Consider the following 16667-nt stretch of genomic DNA (forward strand, 5'->3'; position numbering starts at 1 on the left):
TTTTTTTCGGGGTGCGACGAAACGCTGTGGAGAACCCGAAAACCGGGGTCGGATCGCTCCGACCCCGGCGCATTCGTCTTACCGGTCGTCGTCTTCGCCGTCCGGCAGGCCCTCGATCTCGTCGCCGAGGTCGTCTTCGTCCTCGTCCTCGAGGAACGGGACGTCGTCGGTGTCCTCGTCGGCCAGGTCTTCGTCCTCGGCGAAGTCGACGCCCAGGTCGTCGCCGCCCGGCGACGGCTCGGCGGTGGGATCACCGTCCTCGTCGTCACCCTCGGTGACGTCGGCTTCGGCGGCCTCGTCGATTTCCGGGGTCTCGTCGACCTCGTCCTCGTAGCCGTCCTGCTCCTTGGGAGCCGGGGCTTCCTTCTCGTCGTCGGCGTCGTAGTCCGGCGTGACGGCGCGGGCACGGACGCGGCGCGACTTCAGGGCCTCTTCCGGGTCGAACTGCTCGCCGCACTTGGGGCAGACGGCCGGACGACGGTTGAGGTCGTAGAACTTCGATTGGCAGTTGGGGCAGATTTGTTTTGCGCCCAAGTCGGGATTAGCCAAGGCGGCGACCCTTTGATCCTGATGGGAAAAGCGGCGGCTGACTTGCCATGACGGGAGGCCGCTGTCAAAAGCAAACCCCTTCGCGAAACACCTATGTTGCAAGGAGCCGGTTTCGGCATGACCACGGCTGGATTGAAGAGCGCTCCGGGCGGAGCCCTTCGCGGTACGGTTCGGGCGCCTGGCGACAAGTCCATTTCGCACCGTTCGATGATCCTGGGCGCCCTCGCGAGCGGCACCACCACCATCGAGGGGCTGCTGGAGGGCGACGACGTCCTGGCGACCGGGCGGGCCATGCGGGCCTTCGGCGCGCGCGTCGAACAGGAAGGCGTCGGCCGCTGGCGCGTCGAGGGCAAGGGCGGCTTCGCCGAGCCCACGGACGTCATCGACTGCGGCAACGCCGGCACGGGCGTGCGCCTGATCATGGGCGCGGCGGCGGGCTTTTCCATGTGCGCCACCTTCACCGGCGACGGCAGCCTGCGCGGCCGCCCGATGGGCCGGGTGCTCGATCCGCTGGCTCGCATGGGCGCGACCTGGCTGGGCCGCGACAAGGGCCGCCTGCCGCTGACGCTGAAGGGCGGGGGCCTGCGCGGTCTCGTCTACACCCTGCCCATGGCCTCGGCCCAGGTGAAGTCGGCCGTGCTGCTGGCCGGCCTGCACGCCGAGGGCGGCGTCGAGGTGATCGAGCCGGAAGCCACCCGCGACCACACCGAGCGCATGCTGCGCGCCTTCGGCGCCGAGGTGCTGGTGGAAGATCGCGGCGGCGTGCGCCACGTGCGCCTGCCGGAAGGCCAGAAGCTGAAGGGCACGCACGTGCAGGTGCCGGGCGACCCGTCCTCGGCCGCCTTCCCGTTGGTGGCCGGCCTGATCGTTCCCGGTTCGGAAGTGACCGTGAAGGGCGTGATGCTCAACGAGCTGCGCACCGGCCTCTTCACGACCTTGCAGGAGATGGGCGCCGACCTGACCATCTCGAACGTCCGCGTCGAGAGCGGCGAGGACGTCGGCGACATCACCGCCCGCCATTCGCAGCTCAAGGGCGTCGTCGTGCCGCCCGAGCGCGCCCCGGCGATGATCGACGAATATCCGATCCTGGCCGTCGCGGCCGCGTTTGCGGATGGTCCCACCGTCATGCGCGGCATCGGCGAGATGCGGGTCAAGGAAAGCGACCGCATCGCCCTGACGGCGGCGGGCCTGCAGGCCTGCGGCGTCACCGTCGAGGAGGAGCCCGAGGGCATGACCGTGGTCGGCACGCGCGGCGGCAATCACCCGGTGCGCGGCGGCGGCAAGGTGATCACCCATGGCGATCACCGCATCGCCATGAGCCACCTGATCCTGGGCCTGGCCGCCCAGGAGCCGGTCGAGATCGACGAGCCGGGCATGATCGCCACCAGCTTCCCGGGTTTCGTGTCGTTGATGACGGGCCTGGGCGGCTCGATCGTCGAGGCCTGATCTCATGGCCTTCATCATCGCCGTCGACGGCCCGGCCGCCTCGGGCAAGGGCACCATCGCCTCGCGCCTGGCGGCCCACTACGGCCTGCCGATGCTGGACACCGGCCTGCTGTATCGCGCGGTCGGCGTGCGGTTGTTGGCGATCGGGGGCGACCTGGACGACGCGGCGGCGGCCGAGGCTTCGGCTCGCGGTCTCGACCTGTCGGAACTGGAGAAGCCGGAGGTGCGCACCCGCGCCGCCGGCGAGGCCGCCAGCCGGGTGGCCGTGCATCCGGGCGTGCGCTCGGCCCTGTTCGACCTGCAGCGGAGCTTCGCGGGGCAGGACGGCGGCGCCGTGCTCGACGGGCGCGACATCGGCACGGTCATCGCCCCCGAGGCGCCGGCCAAGCTCTATGTCACCGCCAGCCCCGAGGTCCGGGCCGACCGCCGCTGGAAACAGCTGACCGGGCAGGGCGAAGCCGTCTCGTTCGAAGAGATCCTGGCCGACATCAGAAAGCGTGACGAACGCGACGGCGGACGCAAGGACGCGCCCATGGCCCAGGCCGTGGACGCCATCTTGCTTGATACGTCGGAAATGACTATATCCCAGGCCTTCGATGCGGCTCTCCGCATCGTCGAGACGGCGCGCGCCCGGTGAGGAAACTCCAAGGGCTAATCTAACGCCCGCCTCGCCGCCGCTTTAGGACGCGACGGACCGCATCAGAAAATCATCTCATCCGGAATCCCGAGAACCGTCACCCGACGGCGCTCATCGCAGGGCTTCCCACAACCCAGAGACCTTAGATCAGCATGGCTGACGATATGAGCTTCAACCCCACGCGCGACGATTTCGAAGCGCTCCTCAACGACTCCATGGGCGGCCGCGACTTCGCGGAAGGCTCCGTGGTCAAGGGCAAGGTCGTTGGGATCGAGAAGGACTTCGCGATCATCGACGTCGGTCTGAAGACCGAAGGCCGCGTCCAGCTGAAGGAATTCGGCGTCGACGAAGCCGGCAAGGCGACCATCAAGGTCGGCGACACCGTCGAAGTCTTCCTCGAGCGCCTCGAGAACGCCATGGGCGAAGCGGTCATCAGCCGCGAAAAGGCCAAGCGCGAAGAAGCCTGGACCCGTCTGGAAGGCGTCTACGCCAAGAACGAGCCGGTGATGGGCGCCATCGTCGGCCGCGTGAAGGGCGGCTTCACCGTCGACCTCGGCGGCGCCTCGGCCTTCCTGCCGGGCTCGCAAGTCGACATCCGTCCGGTGCGCGACGTCGGCCCGCTGATGGGCAAGGAACAGCCCTTCGCCATCCTGAAGATGGACCGTCCGCGCGGCAACATCGTCGTCTCGCGTCGCGCCATCCTGGAAGAAGCCCGCGCCGAGCAGCGCACCGAACTGGTGTCGCAGCTGCAAGAGGGTGAAATCCGCGAAGGCGTCGTCAAGAACATCACCGACTACGGTGCGTTCGTCGACCTGGGCGGCATCGACGGCCTGCTGCACGTCACCGACATGAGCTGGAAGCGCGTCAACCACCCGAGCCAGGTGCTCGCCGTGGGCGACACCGTGAAGGTCCAGATCGTCAAGATCAACCCGGACACCCAGCGCATCTCGCTCGGCATGAAGCAGCTGCAGTCGGATCCGTGGGACGGCGTGGAAGCCAAGTACCCGGTCGGCGCCAAGTTCACCGGCCGCATCACCAACATCACCGACTACGGCGCCTTCGTGGAGCTGGAAGCCGGCGTTGAAGGCCTGGTGCACGTTTCGGAAATGTCGTGGACCAAGAAGAACGTCCACCCCGGCAAGATCGTGTCGACCTCGCAGGAAGTCGACGTCGTGGTCCTGGACGTCGATCCGTCCAAGCGCCGCGTGTCGCTCGGCCTGAAGCAAGCCCTGGCCAACCCGTGGGAAGCCTTCGTCGAGGCTCACCCGATCGGCTCGACCGTCGAAGGCGAAGTCAAGAACGCGACCGAATTCGGTCTGTTCGTCGGCCTCGACAACGACATCGACGGCATGGTGCACCTGTCGGACATCGACTGGAGCGTCGCCGGCGAAGAAGCCATGGCTCGCTACAAGAAGGGCGACCTGGTCAAGGCGAAGGTTCTCGACGTCGACATCGAGAAGGAACGCATCTCGCTGGGCATCAAGCAGCTGGCCGGCGACCCGATGTCGGGCGACACCTTCCGCAAGAACCAGACCGTGACCGTCACCGTGACGGAAGTCACCTCGGGCGGCATCGAAGTCCGCTTCGGTGAAGACGACGCCCCGATGACCGCCTTCATCCGCAAGTCGGACCTGTCGCGTGACCGTCAGGAACAGCGCCCCGAGCGCTTCGCCGTGGGTGACCGCGTCGACGCTCAGATCACCAACGTGGACAAGGCCGCTCGCCGCGTCTCGCTGTCGATCAAGTCGCTGGAAATGGCCGAAGAAAAGGAAGCCATCGAGCAGTTCGGCTCGTCGGACTCCGGCGCTTCGCTGGGCGACATCCTGGGTGCGGCTCTGCGCGAGCGCGCCGCTCCGAAGGAATAAGCTTCAAGCCTCTTGGCTTTAAGCTGAAGACAGGCGGCGGTCGGAGCAATCCGACCGCCGTTTTTCTTTTGCGCGTACTCTTGGCCGTGCGTCCTGGAATTGTATGGTCCCGCTTGTCTGAGTAGTTGGCAGGGGCGCCCATGTTCAAGTCTTCCGCGCTGGTGCTTCCGGCCGCCGCCGTCGCCGTGATGTGGACCGGCCACGCCGCCGCCGCCGACAAGCCGGTCTATGCCGCGCCCGCCGCCTGGGTGGACGTCGCGGCGATCCCGGCCCTGCCGGCCGGCCCCGAGACCCCCGCCACCCAGGTGCTGCTCGACGACAGCCAGACGTGGCTCGAACGCTCGGGCGGGACCTTCTACAACCGCCGCGTGGTCCGCATCGTGAAGACCGAGGGCCTGTCGGGCTCGGGCTCGCGCTCGGTGTCGTGGAACCCCACCGCCGAGACCGTCACCCTTCACACCCTGGCCATCCGGCGCGGCGACCAGGTCATCGACCTGCTGCAGGGCGGCAAGGACGTGCTGGTCATCCGCCGCGAGACCAATCTCGAGCGGGCCATGCTCGACGGCCGCCTGACCGCCAACATCCAGATCAAGGACCTGCAGGTCGGCGACGTGATCGACTGGGCCTACACCGTCCACCGCACCGAACCGCTGCTCGACAACCGCGGCCAGGCCTTCGAGCGCATGGGCTGGGGCGGCAAGATCGGCCGCTATCGCGTACGCATAGAGTGGCCGCAGGATAATCCGGTGATCTGGAAGACCACCACCGGCTTCCCGCAGCCGACGCAGAGCAAGGCCGGCGAGTTCACCCGCCTGAGCATCGACCTGAGCAACGCCGAGGCCCCCAAGGCGCCGGCCGGCGCGCCGCTGCGCTTCCTGCGGGTGGGCGAGCTGCAGGCCTCGACCTACGCCGACTGGGCCGAGATCTCCCGGCGGATGTATCCCCTCTACGACAAGGCCGCCCAGCTGGCGCCGGACTCGCCGGTGCGGGCCGAGATCGCGCGCATCGCCGCCCAGACCAGGGATCCCAAGGAACGGGCCTTCGCCGCCCTGCAGCTGGTCGAGGACAAGACCCGCTATCTGGCGCTCAGCATGGGCGACGGCGGTTATCGCCCCGCCCCCGCCGACGAGACCTGGGCGCGGCGCTTCGGCGACTGCAAGGGCAAGACCGTGCTGCTGCTGGCCCTGCTGCGCGGCCTGGGCGTCGAGGCCGAGCCGGCCATCGTCTCGACCACCAGCGGCGACGGCATGGACGAGCGGGTCGCCGCCGCGGGCCAGTTCAACCACATCATCGTGCGCGCCCGCATCGACGGAAAGAGCTACTGGCTGGACGGCACCCGTTCGGGCGACAAGGGCGGCCTGGACCAGCTGCGCCCGCCGAGCTTCCGCTGGGCCCTGCCGGTGCGCGCCAAGGGCGCGGGCCTGGAGCCGATCGAGCAGCCGCCGCTGAGCGAGGCCCAGACCGAGACCAAGCTGCACATCGACGCCTCGGCCGGCCTCGACAAGCCCGCCCCCGTGCGCGTCGAGATGCTGATGCGCGGCGACGCGGCGCGGGCGTTCAGCCGCTCGCTGGAAACCGCGCCCAAGGCCGACATCGAGCGCGCCCTCAAGCAGAGCATCTCCAAGACCTCCAGCTGGATCACCCTGGAGACCGTCGACTGGGTGAAGGCCGACGACGGCGAGCTGAAGGTCGTGATGGCCGGGACCAGCACGCCCGAATGGCGGCTGAACGACGACCTTGGCGTGCGCGAGCTGAAGCTGGGCGGCGGCGAGGGGCGCGGCACGACCTTCCCGCGTCGCGAGCCTGGCCCCAACGCCGACGCGCCGTTCGCCCTGCGCTATCCGTCCTACGCCCGCACGACGGTGGAGGTGGTGCTGCCGGGCAAGGGCGAGGGCTTCAGCGTCAAGGGCGCCAATGGCGAGGACGCCGCCACCGGCTATCGCGTGGCTAAGTCGGCCAAGGTGACCGACGGCGTCGCCCGCTTCGAGACGGTGAGCCGCAGCGAGGCGCGCGAGCTGCCGTTCGGGCAGGTCGAGGCGGCCAACGCCGCCATCCGCAAGGCCGCCTACGACGTCGAGATCGTCAGGGCGCCGAAGGGTCTTTAGATAACGGCCCGCAACCTTTTTCTTGAAGATTGCGGCCTGCTTGGGCAAAGGTCGCGGCGCGCCGCTCCCTCGGCGCAGGGGATATCGATGATCAAGTCCGAACTCATCGCCAGGCTCGCGAACGAAAACCCGCACCTGACGCAGAAGGACGTCGAGCGCGTGGTCGGCGTCATCCTCGAGCGGATGATCAACGCTCTCGAGGCCGGCGGCCGCGTCGAGCTGCGGGGCTTCGGGGCCCTGTCGGTGCGCTCGCGTCCCGCCCGCGCCGGTCGCAACCCGCGCACCGGGGAAACCGTCGACGTCCGCGCCAAGCACGTGCCGTTCTTCAAGAGCGGCAAGGAACTGCGCGCCCGCCTGAACGCCGAGTAGTCGCCCAGCCGACTCTCTTGCCCCTGGCGGCGAACCGGCTCAGCCTTTCGGCGTTCCGGTTAGCCACGAGGGGTTTTGCGCATGAGCATCGTCAAGGAATTCCGCGAGTTCATCGCCCGCGGCAACGTCATCGACCTGGCCGTCGGCGTCATCATCGGCGCGGCCTTCAACGGCATCGTCAAGAGCCTGGTCGACCAGGTGATCATGCCGCCCATCGGCCTGCTGACCGGCGGTCTCGACTTCTCCAAGCTCGAGTGGGTGCTGCGTCCCGAGGATCCCGCCACCGAGGCGATCGAGAAGGTCGCGATCCAGTACGGCGCCTTCATCAACACCCTGATCCAGTTCTTCATCGTCGCGGCGGTGGTGTTCCTGCTAGTCAAGCTGGTCAACCAGATCCGCCGCGCCGACGCGGCCGAGCCCGCGCCCGAGGCGCCGGCGGCGCCGACCCCGGAAGAAAAGCTGCTGACCGAGATCCGCGACCTGCTGGCCAAGCCGGCGGTGGCCGCGGCCGTTCCGGCGGCTGAAAAGCCCGCGCCGGCCGCCAAGGCCGCCGCCGCGCCGAAGGCTCCGGCCAAGAAGCCGGCCGCTCCGCGCAAGCCGAAGGCTTAGAAAGAAACCTCCCCCCTCTGGGAGGTTACCGAGCCGTGGCGCCGCTCTAGAAATCCACCGCCACGCCCTTGCGCTCCCAGTCGCCGAAACGCGTGGGTTCGGGGCCGTCGCGGCCGCCCTTTTCCGATGGCAGGACCAGGGCCGCCTCGGCCTCGCGGCGCGCGGCGGCTTCTTCCAGGGCGCGTCGGGCGGCGGGGCTCAGGTCCTTGCCGGGCGCGGCGCCCAAGCGGGCTAGTTCGGGGTCCTGAACTTCGGGTTCGGCGGAGAAAACGTCTTCGGACATGACCCTTCATAGCACGCGAGCATGGATCGATCATCCAGGGCGCGTCGGGGGAAGTGCGGGCGGTTTCGCCCCCTGACGCGCTACGTCTCGAAGGAAGATCGAGCCTTTTTGCACGCTTCAGGCGTTTCCGCGCGAAGCTAAAAGGCTCTAGGGGCTTGCGCTCGCGCTCATTGCGGGGCACGGCGGGGCGGTGACTCAGGAACTGAACGACGGCCTTCCCGCCCGGGAAGCGGCCCTCGCCCTACTCGACGCGGCCCTTTCGCGCCGCGGCGGCCTCGACGAGGCCGCGACGACCAACGCTTTCCGCGCCTTGGAGCCGCGTGAGCGCGCCTTCGCGCGCGCCCTGGCCATGGCCGCCCTGCGCCGCCTGGGGCCCGTCGACCGGGCCCTGGCCGCCAAGCTCAGCAAGGAGCCGCCGCCCCGCGTGCGCAACCTGCTGCGCCTGGGCGCCACCCAGGCCTTCTTCCTCGACGTGCCGGCGTTCGCCGCCGTGGCGACCAGCGTCGAGCTGGCCGGCGCCAACAAGGCCAGCCGCCCGTTCAAGGGCCTGGTCAACGCCGTGCTGCGCGGCCTGCTGCGCGACGGCGCGCCGGCCGACGACCCGTCCGCCCTGGTGCCGCCGTGGCTGTTCGCCCGCTGGACCAGCGCCTGGGGCCAGGACGACGCCCGTGCCCTGGCCGCGGTCGTGGCCGAGGAGCCCGCCACCGACCTCTCCGTGAAGCCGGGAACCGACCTGGCGGCGCTGGCCGAGGCCATGGAGGCCGAGATCCTGCCGGGCGACACCCTGCGCACCCGCCGTCGCGGCGACGTCGCCGGCTGGCCCGACTTCGAGGCCGGAACCTGGTGGGTGCAGGACGCCGCCGCCGCCATTCCCGCCCGCCTGCTGGACGTCAAGCCCGGCGAGACCGCCGTCGACCTCTGCGCCGCGCCCGGCGGCAAGACCCTGCAACTGGCCGCCGCCGGCGCCCAGGTGGCGGCCGTCGACCGTTCGGCCGCCCGTCTCAAGCGGGTCGGCGAGAACCTGGCCCGCATGGGCCTGGAAGCCGAGGTCGTGGCCGCCGACGCCTCGACCTGGACCGACGAGCGCGCCTTCGACGCCGTGCTGCTGGACGCCCCGTGCTCGGCCACAGGCACCTTCCGCCGCCATCCCGACGTGCTGTGGGCCGCCCGTCCCGGCGACGTGGCCAGTCTGGCGACCGTGCAGTCGGCCCTGCTGGACAGCGCCGCCCAGCGCACCGCGCCCGGCGGCCGCATGGTCTACTGCGTCTGCTCGCTGGAGCCGGAGGAGGGCGAGGCCCAGGTCGAGGCCTTCCTGGCCCGCCATCCGGAGTTCTCGCTGTCGCCGATCGCGGCCGGCGAGGGCGGCGCGCCGGAGGCCAGCCTGACCGCCCGCGGGACGCTGCGCCTGCTGCCCCATCATCGCGAAGGCGGCCAGGACGGCTTCTTCGCGGCCCGTTTCGTGAAGGCCAGGTAGAGCGCGGGAGCCAAACCTGGCTTCCACTCGCTTGTCGCTTGAGCCTTTGACCGGTAATCCAGGGATACTATGACCGCGCCGATCATCGCCCCGTCGATCCTCGCCTCCGACTTCGCCAAGTTGGGCGCCGAAGTGGCCGCCATCGAGGCGGCCGGCGCCGACTGGGTGCACGTCGACGTCATGGACGGCCATTTCGTGCCGAACATCACGCTGGGCCCCGACATCGTCAAAGCCATCCGGCCGCACGCCAAGATCCCGTTCGACGTGCACCTGATGATCAGCCCGGCCGATCCCTACCTGGAAGCCTTCCGCGAGGCCGGCGCCGACATCATCAGCATCCACCCGGAAGCCGGTCCGCACCTGCACCGCTCGCTCAAGCGCATCCGCCAGCTGGGCGCCAAGGCCGGCGTGGTGTTCAACCCCTCGACCAGCCTCGACCACGTCGAATGGATCCTCGAGGACGTCGACCTGGTGCTGGTCATGTCGGTCAATCCCGGCTTCGGCGGCCAGAGCTTCATTCCGGGCCAGCTGCGCAAGGTCGAGGCCCTGCGCAAGCTGATCGACGCCCAGGGCCTGGACATCATCCTGGAAGTCGACGGCGGGGTGACCCCAGCCACCGCGCCGCAATGCGTCGCCGCCGGCGCCACGGCCCTGGTGGCCGGCTCGGCGGTGTTCAAGGGCGGACCAGACGCCTACGCCGCCAACATCAGCGCTCTCAAAGGGGGCTGACGCCACGGCATGACCGGCGCGCCCGCTACGCCCTCCGCTTCCAGGCCCGCCGGGCGTCCCCTGCGGCGCGGAGTCGTGTTGTCGCGGTCGGTCGCCGCCTCGGCCCGGGCCGCGGTCGAGCGCGAGTGGTTCGGTTCGCCGCCGCATCGCGCGGTGATCTCGTCGCCGCGCCCCGTGGGCCTGTCGGGCCGGCCGCACGATCCCCGCCCCGTCGACGTCCAGCGCGGCCGCCAGTTGCTGGACGGCGTTCTGACCCTGCACGACGAGAGCCTGAAGGTCGGGACCGAGGGCGACCCCTTCGACACCCCCAGCCCCTCGCGGGCCTTCGCCGTGGCGCTGCACCGCTTCGACTGGCTGCCGGGCCTGCTGGTCCATGGTCCCGAGGGCGCGCGCCGGGCGCTGCGCCTGATCCAGGACTGGCGGCGGGTGTTCGGAACCTGGAACGCCTTCTCGTGGTCGGGCGAGTGCCTGGAGCGCCGCACCTTCCACCTGGCCTGCGCCGCCAAGACCCTGTCGCCCGGCGCCTCGGACGCCGAGAGCGCGGCCCTGGCGCTGGACATCGCCCGCGGCGCCCGCCAGCTGATGAAGGCCTCCGACGCGCCTGACCGCGTTCTGGAGCGGGCGATCGTCGTCGCCGTGGCCGGCGCGGCCCTGGTGGGCAAGGCCGCCGACCGGCTGATGGCCGAGGGCCTGCGCCGCGTCGCCCGCGAGATCGACGTCATCGTGCTGCCCGACGGCGGCCACGCCGCGCGCTCGCCCGAGGCGGGGCTGGAGCTGCTGTTCGACTTGCTCACCCTCGACGACGCCCTGGGCCAGCGCGGCCGGCCGACGCCCGAGGCGGTCAGCCGGGCCATCGACCGGCTGTCGTCGGGCCTGCGCTTCTTCACCCTGGCCGACGGCAAGCTGGCGGCCTTCCACGGCGGCGAGACGGCGGACCCGGCCCGCATCGCCGCCGCCCTGGCTCACGACGACCACGGTCCGCGCCCGCCGATGGACATGCCGCACGCCGGCTTCCAGAAGATGCAGGGCGGCATGATCCAGGTGCTGGCCGACGCCGGCGCGCCGCCCGTGGGAGCGCTCAGCCGGGCGGCCTGCGCCCAGCCGGCGGCGCTCGAGATCATCTGCGGCAAGGACCGGCTGATCACCTCCAGCGGCTGGAGCCCCGAGGCCGCCAACGCCCAGGCCTTCCGCCTGTCCGACGCGGCCTCGACGGTGTCGGTGGGCGAGGGCTCGGCTGGTAGACCTCTGTCGGGCTTCCGGGCCGCGGCGCTGGGGCCCTGGCTGGTCGATGGGGCCACCAGCGTCGAGTCCCGCCGCCACGACGGCGAGCAGGGCGTCTGGCTCGACATCGTTCACGACGGCTGGCGGCGCCTGGGCCTCAAGCACGCCCGCCGCCTGTTCCTTGATCTCGCCGCCGACGAACTGCGCGGTGAGGACAGCCTGATCCCGATGGCCGAGGCCAAGCTCGACGGGCCGCGCCGCTATCACCCGTTCAAGATCAGCTTCCACCTGCATCCCGACGCCCGCGCCTCGCTGGCCCGGGACGGCAAGAGCGTGCTGATCAAGGGGCCGTCCAATGTCGGCTGGTGGCTGCGCAACGACGCGCCCGACGTCGCCGTCCTGGCCGCCCCGCACTTCGACCACGGCCACGCCCGCCAGGCCGGCGTGATCGTGCTCAAGAGCCAGGTCCGGGCCGAGAAGGGCGCCAAGATCCGCTGGAAGCTGGCCCGGGCGACGGACCATTGACCGCGCGCCCCTTTACCGCCTGGCGTCAGGTCGGGTGGGCGCTCCTGGGCGCCCTGCTGGTCGGCGGCGGTTTCGCCTCGTGCCTTCCCTACATCCGCTCCGAAGCCCCGGGCGTGCTTTGGCCCACGGCCGTACAGGCCGTTATGAGCGGCCTCATGGTCGTGGCGGGCCTGGCCGCATCACGGCGGGCCGGACGGTGGCAGTACCTGGTCCTGGCGGCGACGGGTCTTGGCTTGCTGACCTTCACGCGGATGACGGGCGAGATCTTGCTCGTCTCGGGCGTCAGGGACGTCGTGCTGCGCTGAAGCGCCTTCAGTCCAATGTCCGGTCCTTCGTCTCCGGCAGCAGGAACGCGGTCACCAGCACGCTGATCAGGGTGAAGATCACCGGATACCAGAGCCCCGCATAGATATCACCCACCGCCGCCACGATGGCGAAGGCGCTGAACGGCACGAAGCCGCCGATCCAGCCCGTGCCGATGTGGTAGGGCAGCGACAGGGCGGTGTAGCGCACCCGCGTGGGGAACAGCTCGACCAGGGCGGCGGCCAGCGGGCCGTAGAGGGCGGTGGCGCCGATCACGAACACCAGCAGCACCCCGAACACGCCCCAGAGGTTCATGCGGGCCGGGTCGGCCTTGGTGGGATAGCCGGCCTTGGCCAGCGCCGCCCTGATCTGCGCCTCGCCGGCGGCCTTCACCGCCTTGGCTTCCTGCGCGGGCAGGCCCTTGGCGCTCTTGGAGACGATGCGCGTCTCTCCTACCTGGACGATCGCCTGCGAACCGGCGGGGCCGGCATGGTTGGCGTAGGAGATCCCGGCGTTGGCCAGGGTGCTCTTGGCGATGTCGCAGGACGAGACGAAGGCGGCCTTGCCGATGGGATCGAACTGCAGGGCGCAGTCCTTGGGATCGGCGGTGACCGTGACCGGAGAGCGGGCGGAGGCTTCGGCCAGCGCCGGGTTGGCGGCGCGCTCCAGCAGGTGGAAGCCGGGGAAGTAGAAGGCCAGCGCCAGGACCATGCCGCCCAGCATTACCGGTTTGCGGCCGATCCTGTCCGACAGCGCGCCGAACACGACGTAGAGCACCGCGCTGACCGCCGCGCCCCCCATCATCAGGCCGTTGATCAGGCCCGGCGAGACCTTGAGGAACTTCTCCATGAAGGTCTGGATGTAGAAGAAGGTCGTGTACCAGACCGCCCCCTGGGCCGACATCACGGCGAAGAAGGCCAGCAATACGAGCTTGAGGTTCTTCCACTGGCCGAAGGCCTCGGCATAGGGCGCCTTGGACGCCGCGCCCTCTTCCTTCATCTTGGCGAAGGTCGGGCTTTCGCTGAGCTTCAGCCGCATCCACACCGAGACCGCCAGCAGGCCGATCGAGACGGCGAAGGGGATGCGCCAGCCCCAGGCGTCGAAGGCCTCCGGGCCCACCAGAGCGCCCAGCGCCCAGCGGGTCGCCAGGATGACCATCAGCGCCGCGAACAGTCCCAGCGACGCCGAACTCTGCACCCACGAGGTCGCCCGGCCGCGCTGGCCCGGCGGCGAATGCTCGGCGACGTAGATCGCCGCGCCGCCGTACTCGCCGCCCAGGGCGAAGCCCTGCACGCAGCGCAGGATGATCAGCAGTATGGGCGCGATGATCCCCGCCTGCTGGAAGGTGGGCAGCAGGGCGATGGCGAAGGTGGCGCCGCCCATCAGCAGCACCGTAGCCAGGAACGCGCCCTTGCGGCCGGCCTGGTCGCCGATCTTGCCGAAGACCAGCGCCCCCAGCGGCCGGAAGGCGAAGCCCACTCCGAACAGGGCCAGGGCCGCCACGTAGCCGGCGGTGTCGGACAGGCCGGTGAAGAAGGTCTTGGAGATGACCTGGGCGAGGCTGCCGAAGATGAAGAAGTCGTACCACTCGAAGGCCGTGCCGGCCGACGAGGCCGCCACCACCGTGCGCATCGAGGCGCCCTTCTTCTGAGCGGCGCCGGCCGTCGTGTCCGTCATGCGGATCCCCCTAATTGTCGGGAGGAGTAGCCTGTAACGCCGGTCGCTGAAAGGGCGCCGATCGCGGGCGCCGTCAGGCGGCCGCCGTCTCCGCGGCGCTGGTCACCTCGGCCACGCGGACGATCTCGGCCAGCAGGGCGGTGGGCGAGATCGGCTTGGCCGCCACGCCGTTCATGCCGGCGGCCATGTAGGTGGCCCGCTGGTGGGCCAGCACGTTGGCCGTGAGCGCCACGATCGGGGTGGCGCCGACCGGGCCGGGCAGGGCGCGGATCCGGCGGGCGGCCTCCAGGCCGTCGACGCCGGGCATCTGCACGTCCATCAGGATCAGGTCGAATCCGCGCTCGGCCGCCTCCACGCCCGACAGCCCGTCCTCGGCCGTCTCGACGTCGGCGCCCAGCATCTCGAGGATCCGGCGGGCGACCATGCGGTTGGTGGGGTTGTCCTCGACCACCAGTACCTTCAGGCCTTCCAGCATCTTGTCTCCGGCGCTCTCGTCGCGCGGCGCGGTCTGCACGGGCGGGGCGCTGATCGACAGGCTGAAGGTCGAGCCCTCGCCCTCGATCGAGCTGAACTCGACCTCGCCGCCCATCATCTGGGCCAGGCGCCGGGTGATGGCCAGGCCCAGGCCAGAGCCGCCGAACCGCCGGGTGGTGCTCGCGTCGGCCTGCTGGAAGCGCTGGAACAGCCGCTGCTGGGCTTCCCGCGGAATGCCCACGCCGGTGTCGGAGACCTCGAACACCAGCTTGTCCCCTTCCGCCCGGCGCAGGCGCAGCGAGACCGAGCCCGATAGGGTGAACTTCACGGCGTTGCCGACCAGGTTGAACAGGGCCTGGCGCAGGCGGGTGGGGTCGGCCAGCACGACGCCTTGGTCGGGGGCGTCGACCACCAGGGCCAAGCCCTTGTGCTCGGCCTGGGCGCGCAGCAGGCGCGCGACGCTGTGGACGAGGTCGGCCGGGTCGATCGGCTCGGGGGCGACGTCCAGGCGGCCGGCCTCGATGCGCGAGAAGTCGATGATGTCGTCGAGCAGGGTCGACAGCATGCGGCCGCAGGCCAGGGCCTCGCCCAATAGGTGGTCGGCTTCCGCCGAAAGACCTTGGCGCTTGAGCAGGTGGATGACCCCCAGCACGCCGTTCATCGGGGTGCGGATCTCGTGGCTCATATTGGCCAGGAACTGGGCCTTGGCCTCGTTGGCGGCCTGGGCGGCCCGCTCGGCCTCCACCAGGGCCAGCTCGGCTCGCTTCTGCTCGTCGATGTCGAGCACCAGGCCGTAGGCCTTGCGCACCCGGCCGGAGGCGTCGCGGCGGATCTCGTGGAAAAGCCGGATCCAGCGCTCCTCGCCATTGGGGCGCACCACCCGGGCGTCGAAGGCCCGCTCGCCCCAGCGGCCGACGGCGCCGGCGGCGTAGACGGCGGCCACGTCCTCCGAGCGGATCATCGGCCAGATCGCCTGGCGCACGTCGTCGAAGGTGATCCGCTGGCCCAGGATGCGGTGGAATTCCGGCGAGCCCCAGAAGGTCTTCTCGGCGTGGTCGATCTCGTAGACCCCGGCCTGGGCCGCGCCCAGGGCGGTCTTCAGCCGCCGGGCGTTGGCGCGGGCCTCGCGGCGGGCCTCGGTCAGGGCGGTGACGTCGTCCATGTAGGTGATGACGCCGGCGATGGCGCCGGTGGCGTCGCGCCAGGGGCGGGCTTCCCAGCGCAGGCGGTGCTCGCGGCCGTGGCCGTCGGTCAGGCTGTCCTCGCGGCGCACGACCGTCTGGCCGGTCAGGGCCCGCTCCACGGCCGCCACGAAGCGCTTGCGCGAGCCGTAGGTCAGGTCGTGCAGAGACTTGCCGATGACCTCGGCCTCGGTCGCCTGGAAGATGTCGAGGAAGCGCGGGCTGACCACCGTCAGGCGCAGTTCGCGGTCGTACAGGGCCACGGCGAAGGGCGCGCCCTCGACCAGCTTGCGGGCCTTCTCCTCGCCCCAGCGGGCCAGGTCGCGGTCGCGGGCGACGTCGGTGATGTTCTGCGAGATGCCGCGCAGGGCGAAGACGCCGCCGGGCCGCGGCTCGGTCTGGAAGGTGGCGCGGAAGGCGAACTTCTGGCCCGTGGCCCCGCGCATGTGGTGTTCGATGGTGCCGCCCTGGCCGGTGCGCACGGCGCGCAGGAAGGTCGACCGCACGCGGCTGCGTTCCGGCTCGTCGAGGCGGGCGTAGAAGGCGTCGGGCGTCGAGACTTCCTCGGGACGCAGGCCCGTCAGGCTGAGGATGTCGCTCGACCACTCGACGCGCTGGGCGATGGGATCGAAGCTCCAGACGCCGACCCCGGCGGCCGAGGCCAGCATCTCGCGCGTGCGGCGGGAGACGGCCTGCTCGGCCTTGCGGGCCACCTCGGCCGAGACGTCGCGCAGGGTGCCGACGATCTCGCCGGCCGGGCCCAGGCGCGCATGGGCCTCGAGCCAGATGCGGCGATCGTCCTTGCAGATCATGCGCACGCGCATCACCGCGCCGCCCATCCCCTGGATCACCTTGCCGGACTCCAGCAGTTCCTGGTGGTCGGCGGGGTCGACGAACTTCAGGGGCGACTGGCCGATCAGCTCGGCGGCGGTCCAGCCGGTCAGGCGGGTCCAGGCGGGATTGACGGTGGCGAAACGCCCCTCGGCCACGACCGCGAACAGGTCGTGGGCGTTCTCGAAGAACCATTGCGCGCTCTCGGCCTGGCTCAAAGGCGCGGGCGGCGTGTCTGGCGAGCGCGACGAGGACATCCCAGCTCCCGGCGGAAGGTGAGGCGGATTGTCGCGACCAAGGGTAAACTTAAGGTTGGCGCCGGCGCGTTGAGCGCGAGAAATCTCGCGACGATCGCGTCGCGGGGACGAAAATCACGTCGCCCGCCGCCC

Annotated in this window: 13 protein-coding genes and 1 pseudogene; 10 read left to right on the forward strand and 4 right to left on the reverse strand. The window is 70.5% G+C overall.

Going from position 1 to position 16667, the window contains the following annotated elements:
* Positions 1-78: 78 nt before the first annotated feature.
* On the reverse strand, positions 79-549 hold the full coding sequence (locus C1707_RS06225) for a TIGR02300 family protein (protein WP_101711183.1): 471 nt from the start codon (positions 547-549) through the stop codon (positions 79-81).
* 117 nt (positions 550-666) lie between these two features.
* Here C1707_RS06225 and aroA point away from each other — a divergent pair, with 117 nt between their 5' ends.
* The 6 genes and pseudogenes from aroA to mscL form a co-directional block, all read left to right on the forward strand.
* Positions 667-1995, forward strand: coding sequence for a 3-phosphoshikimate 1-carboxyvinyltransferase (gene aroA / locus C1707_RS06230; RefSeq protein ID WP_101711182.1), 1329 nt, complete (start codon positions 667-669; stop codon positions 1993-1995).
* A 4-nt stretch (positions 1996-1999) separates the two neighbouring features.
* Positions 2000-2632 carry a (d)CMP kinase gene (cmk, locus tag C1707_RS06235; protein ID WP_101711181.1) on the forward strand — a complete coding sequence of 211 codons (633 nt, stop codon included), beginning with the start codon at positions 2000-2002 and terminating at the stop codon, positions 2630-2632.
* Positions 2633-2784: 152 nt separating this feature from the next.
* On the forward strand, positions 2785-4497 hold the full coding sequence (rpsA, locus tag C1707_RS06240) for a 30S ribosomal protein S1 (protein WP_058348972.1): 1713 nt from the start codon (positions 2785-2787) through the stop codon (positions 4495-4497).
* Positions 4498-4637: 140 nt separating this feature from the next.
* A complete protein-coding gene (locus C1707_RS06245) occupies positions 4638-6602 on the forward strand; it encodes a DUF3857 domain-containing protein (RefSeq protein ID WP_240633877.1) in 1965 nt (654 codons plus the stop codon).
* Positions 6603-6689: 87 nt separating this feature from the next.
* Positions 6690-6971, forward strand: a complete 282-nt coding sequence (locus C1707_RS06250; RefSeq protein WP_058348974.1) for an integration host factor subunit beta — start codon at positions 6690-6692, stop codon at positions 6969-6971.
* Positions 6972-7052: 81 nt separating this feature from the next.
* A pseudogene (mscL, locus tag C1707_RS06255) lies at positions 7053-7463 on the forward strand (large-conductance mechanosensitive channel protein MscL); the annotation flags it as partial.
* A 163-nt stretch (positions 7464-7626) separates the two neighbouring features.
* Here mscL and C1707_RS06260 read toward each other — a convergent pair.
* Positions 7627-7863: a DUF1674 domain-containing protein gene (locus tag C1707_RS06260; RefSeq protein WP_101711180.1), complete on the reverse strand. Its 237-nt coding sequence runs from the start codon at positions 7861-7863 to the stop codon at positions 7627-7629.
* A gap of 190 nt (positions 7864-8053) precedes the next feature.
* Between C1707_RS06260 and C1707_RS06265 the strand changes: the two genes are divergently transcribed.
* The 4 genes from C1707_RS06265 (at position 8054) to C1707_RS06280 (ending at position 12117) form a co-directional block, all read left to right on the forward strand.
* Entirely contained in the window at positions 8054-9337 is a 1284-nt protein-coding gene (locus C1707_RS06265) for an RsmB/NOP family class I SAM-dependent RNA methyltransferase (protein WP_101711179.1), read from the forward strand.
* 69 nt (positions 9338-9406) lie between these two features.
* Positions 9407-10066 (forward strand): ribulose-phosphate 3-epimerase, encoded by a 660-nt coding sequence (gene rpe / locus C1707_RS06270; RefSeq protein ID WP_101711178.1) that lies wholly within the window; start codon positions 9407-9409, stop codon positions 10064-10066.
* 9 nt (positions 10067-10075) lie between these two features.
* Positions 10076-11812, forward strand: coding sequence for a heparinase II/III family protein (locus tag C1707_RS06275; RefSeq protein WP_101711177.1), 1737 nt, complete (start codon positions 10076-10078; stop codon positions 11810-11812).
* The gene (locus C1707_RS06280) at positions 11809-12117 is read left to right on the forward strand and encodes a hypothetical protein (RefSeq protein ID WP_101711176.1); all 309 of its coding nucleotides are present in this window, start codon (positions 11809-11811) and stop codon (positions 12115-12117) included. Before C1707_RS06275 ends, C1707_RS06280 begins: the two co-directional genes overlap by 4 nt.
* 7 nt (positions 12118-12124) lie before the next feature.
* Here C1707_RS06280 and C1707_RS06285 read toward each other — a convergent pair whose 3' ends face one another.
* Both C1707_RS06285 and C1707_RS06290 read right to left on the reverse strand, forming a co-directional pair.
* Positions 12125-13792, reverse strand: a complete 1668-nt coding sequence (locus C1707_RS06285; protein WP_101711175.1) for an MFS transporter — start codon at positions 13790-13792, stop codon at positions 12125-12127.
* A 73-nt stretch (positions 13793-13865) separates the two neighbouring features.
* The gene (locus C1707_RS06290) at positions 13866-16535 is read right to left on the reverse strand and encodes a PAS domain S-box protein (protein ID WP_101711174.1); all 2670 of its coding nucleotides are present in this window, start codon (positions 16533-16535) and stop codon (positions 13866-13868) included.
* Between the last annotated feature and the right edge of the window lie 132 nt (positions 16536-16667).

It is taken from the genome of Caulobacter flavus (genome assembly GCF_003722335.1).
In the GTDB taxonomy this organism is placed as follows: Bacteria; Pseudomonadota; Alphaproteobacteria; order Caulobacterales; family Caulobacteraceae; genus Caulobacter; species Caulobacter flavus.

What these genes read in the sequence shown, in the direction of transcription:
- aroA (WP_101711182.1), top strand. Translation starts at nt 667, where the DNA reads ATGACCACGGCTGGATTGAAGAGCGCTCCGGGCGGAGCCCTTCGCGGT.
- cmk (WP_101711181.1), top strand. Translation starts at nt 2,000, where the DNA reads ATGGCCTTCATCATCGCCGTCGACGGCCCGGCCGCCTCGGGCAAGGGC.
- rpsA (WP_058348972.1), top strand. Translation starts at nt 2,785, where the DNA reads ATGGCTGACGATATGAGCTTCAACCCCACGCGCGACGATTTCGAAGCG.
- C1707_RS06245 (WP_240633877.1), top strand. Translation starts at nt 4,638, where the DNA reads ATGTTCAAGTCTTCCGCGCTGGTGCTTCCGGCCGCCGCCGTCGCCGTG.
- C1707_RS06250 (WP_058348974.1), top strand. Translation starts at nt 6,690, where the DNA reads ATGATCAAGTCCGAACTCATCGCCAGGCTCGCGAACGAAAACCCGCAC.
- C1707_RS06260 (WP_101711180.1), bottom strand. Translation starts at nt 7,863, where the DNA reads ATGTCCGAAGACGTTTTCTCCGCCGAACCCGAAGTTCAGGACCCCGAA.
- rpe (WP_101711178.1), top strand. Translation starts at nt 9,407, where the DNA reads ATGACCGCGCCGATCATCGCCCCGTCGATCCTCGCCTCCGACTTCGCC.
- C1707_RS06275 (WP_101711177.1), top strand. Translation starts at nt 10,076, where the DNA reads ATGACCGGCGCGCCCGCTACGCCCTCCGCTTCCAGGCCCGCCGGGCGT.
- C1707_RS06285 (WP_101711175.1), bottom strand. Translation starts at nt 13,792, where the DNA reads ATGACGGACACGACGGCCGGCGCCGCTCAGAAGAAGGGCGCCTCGATG.
- C1707_RS06290 (WP_101711174.1), bottom strand. Translation starts at nt 16,535, where the DNA reads ATGTCCTCGTCGCGCTCGCCAGACACGCCGCCCGCGCCTTTGAGCCAG.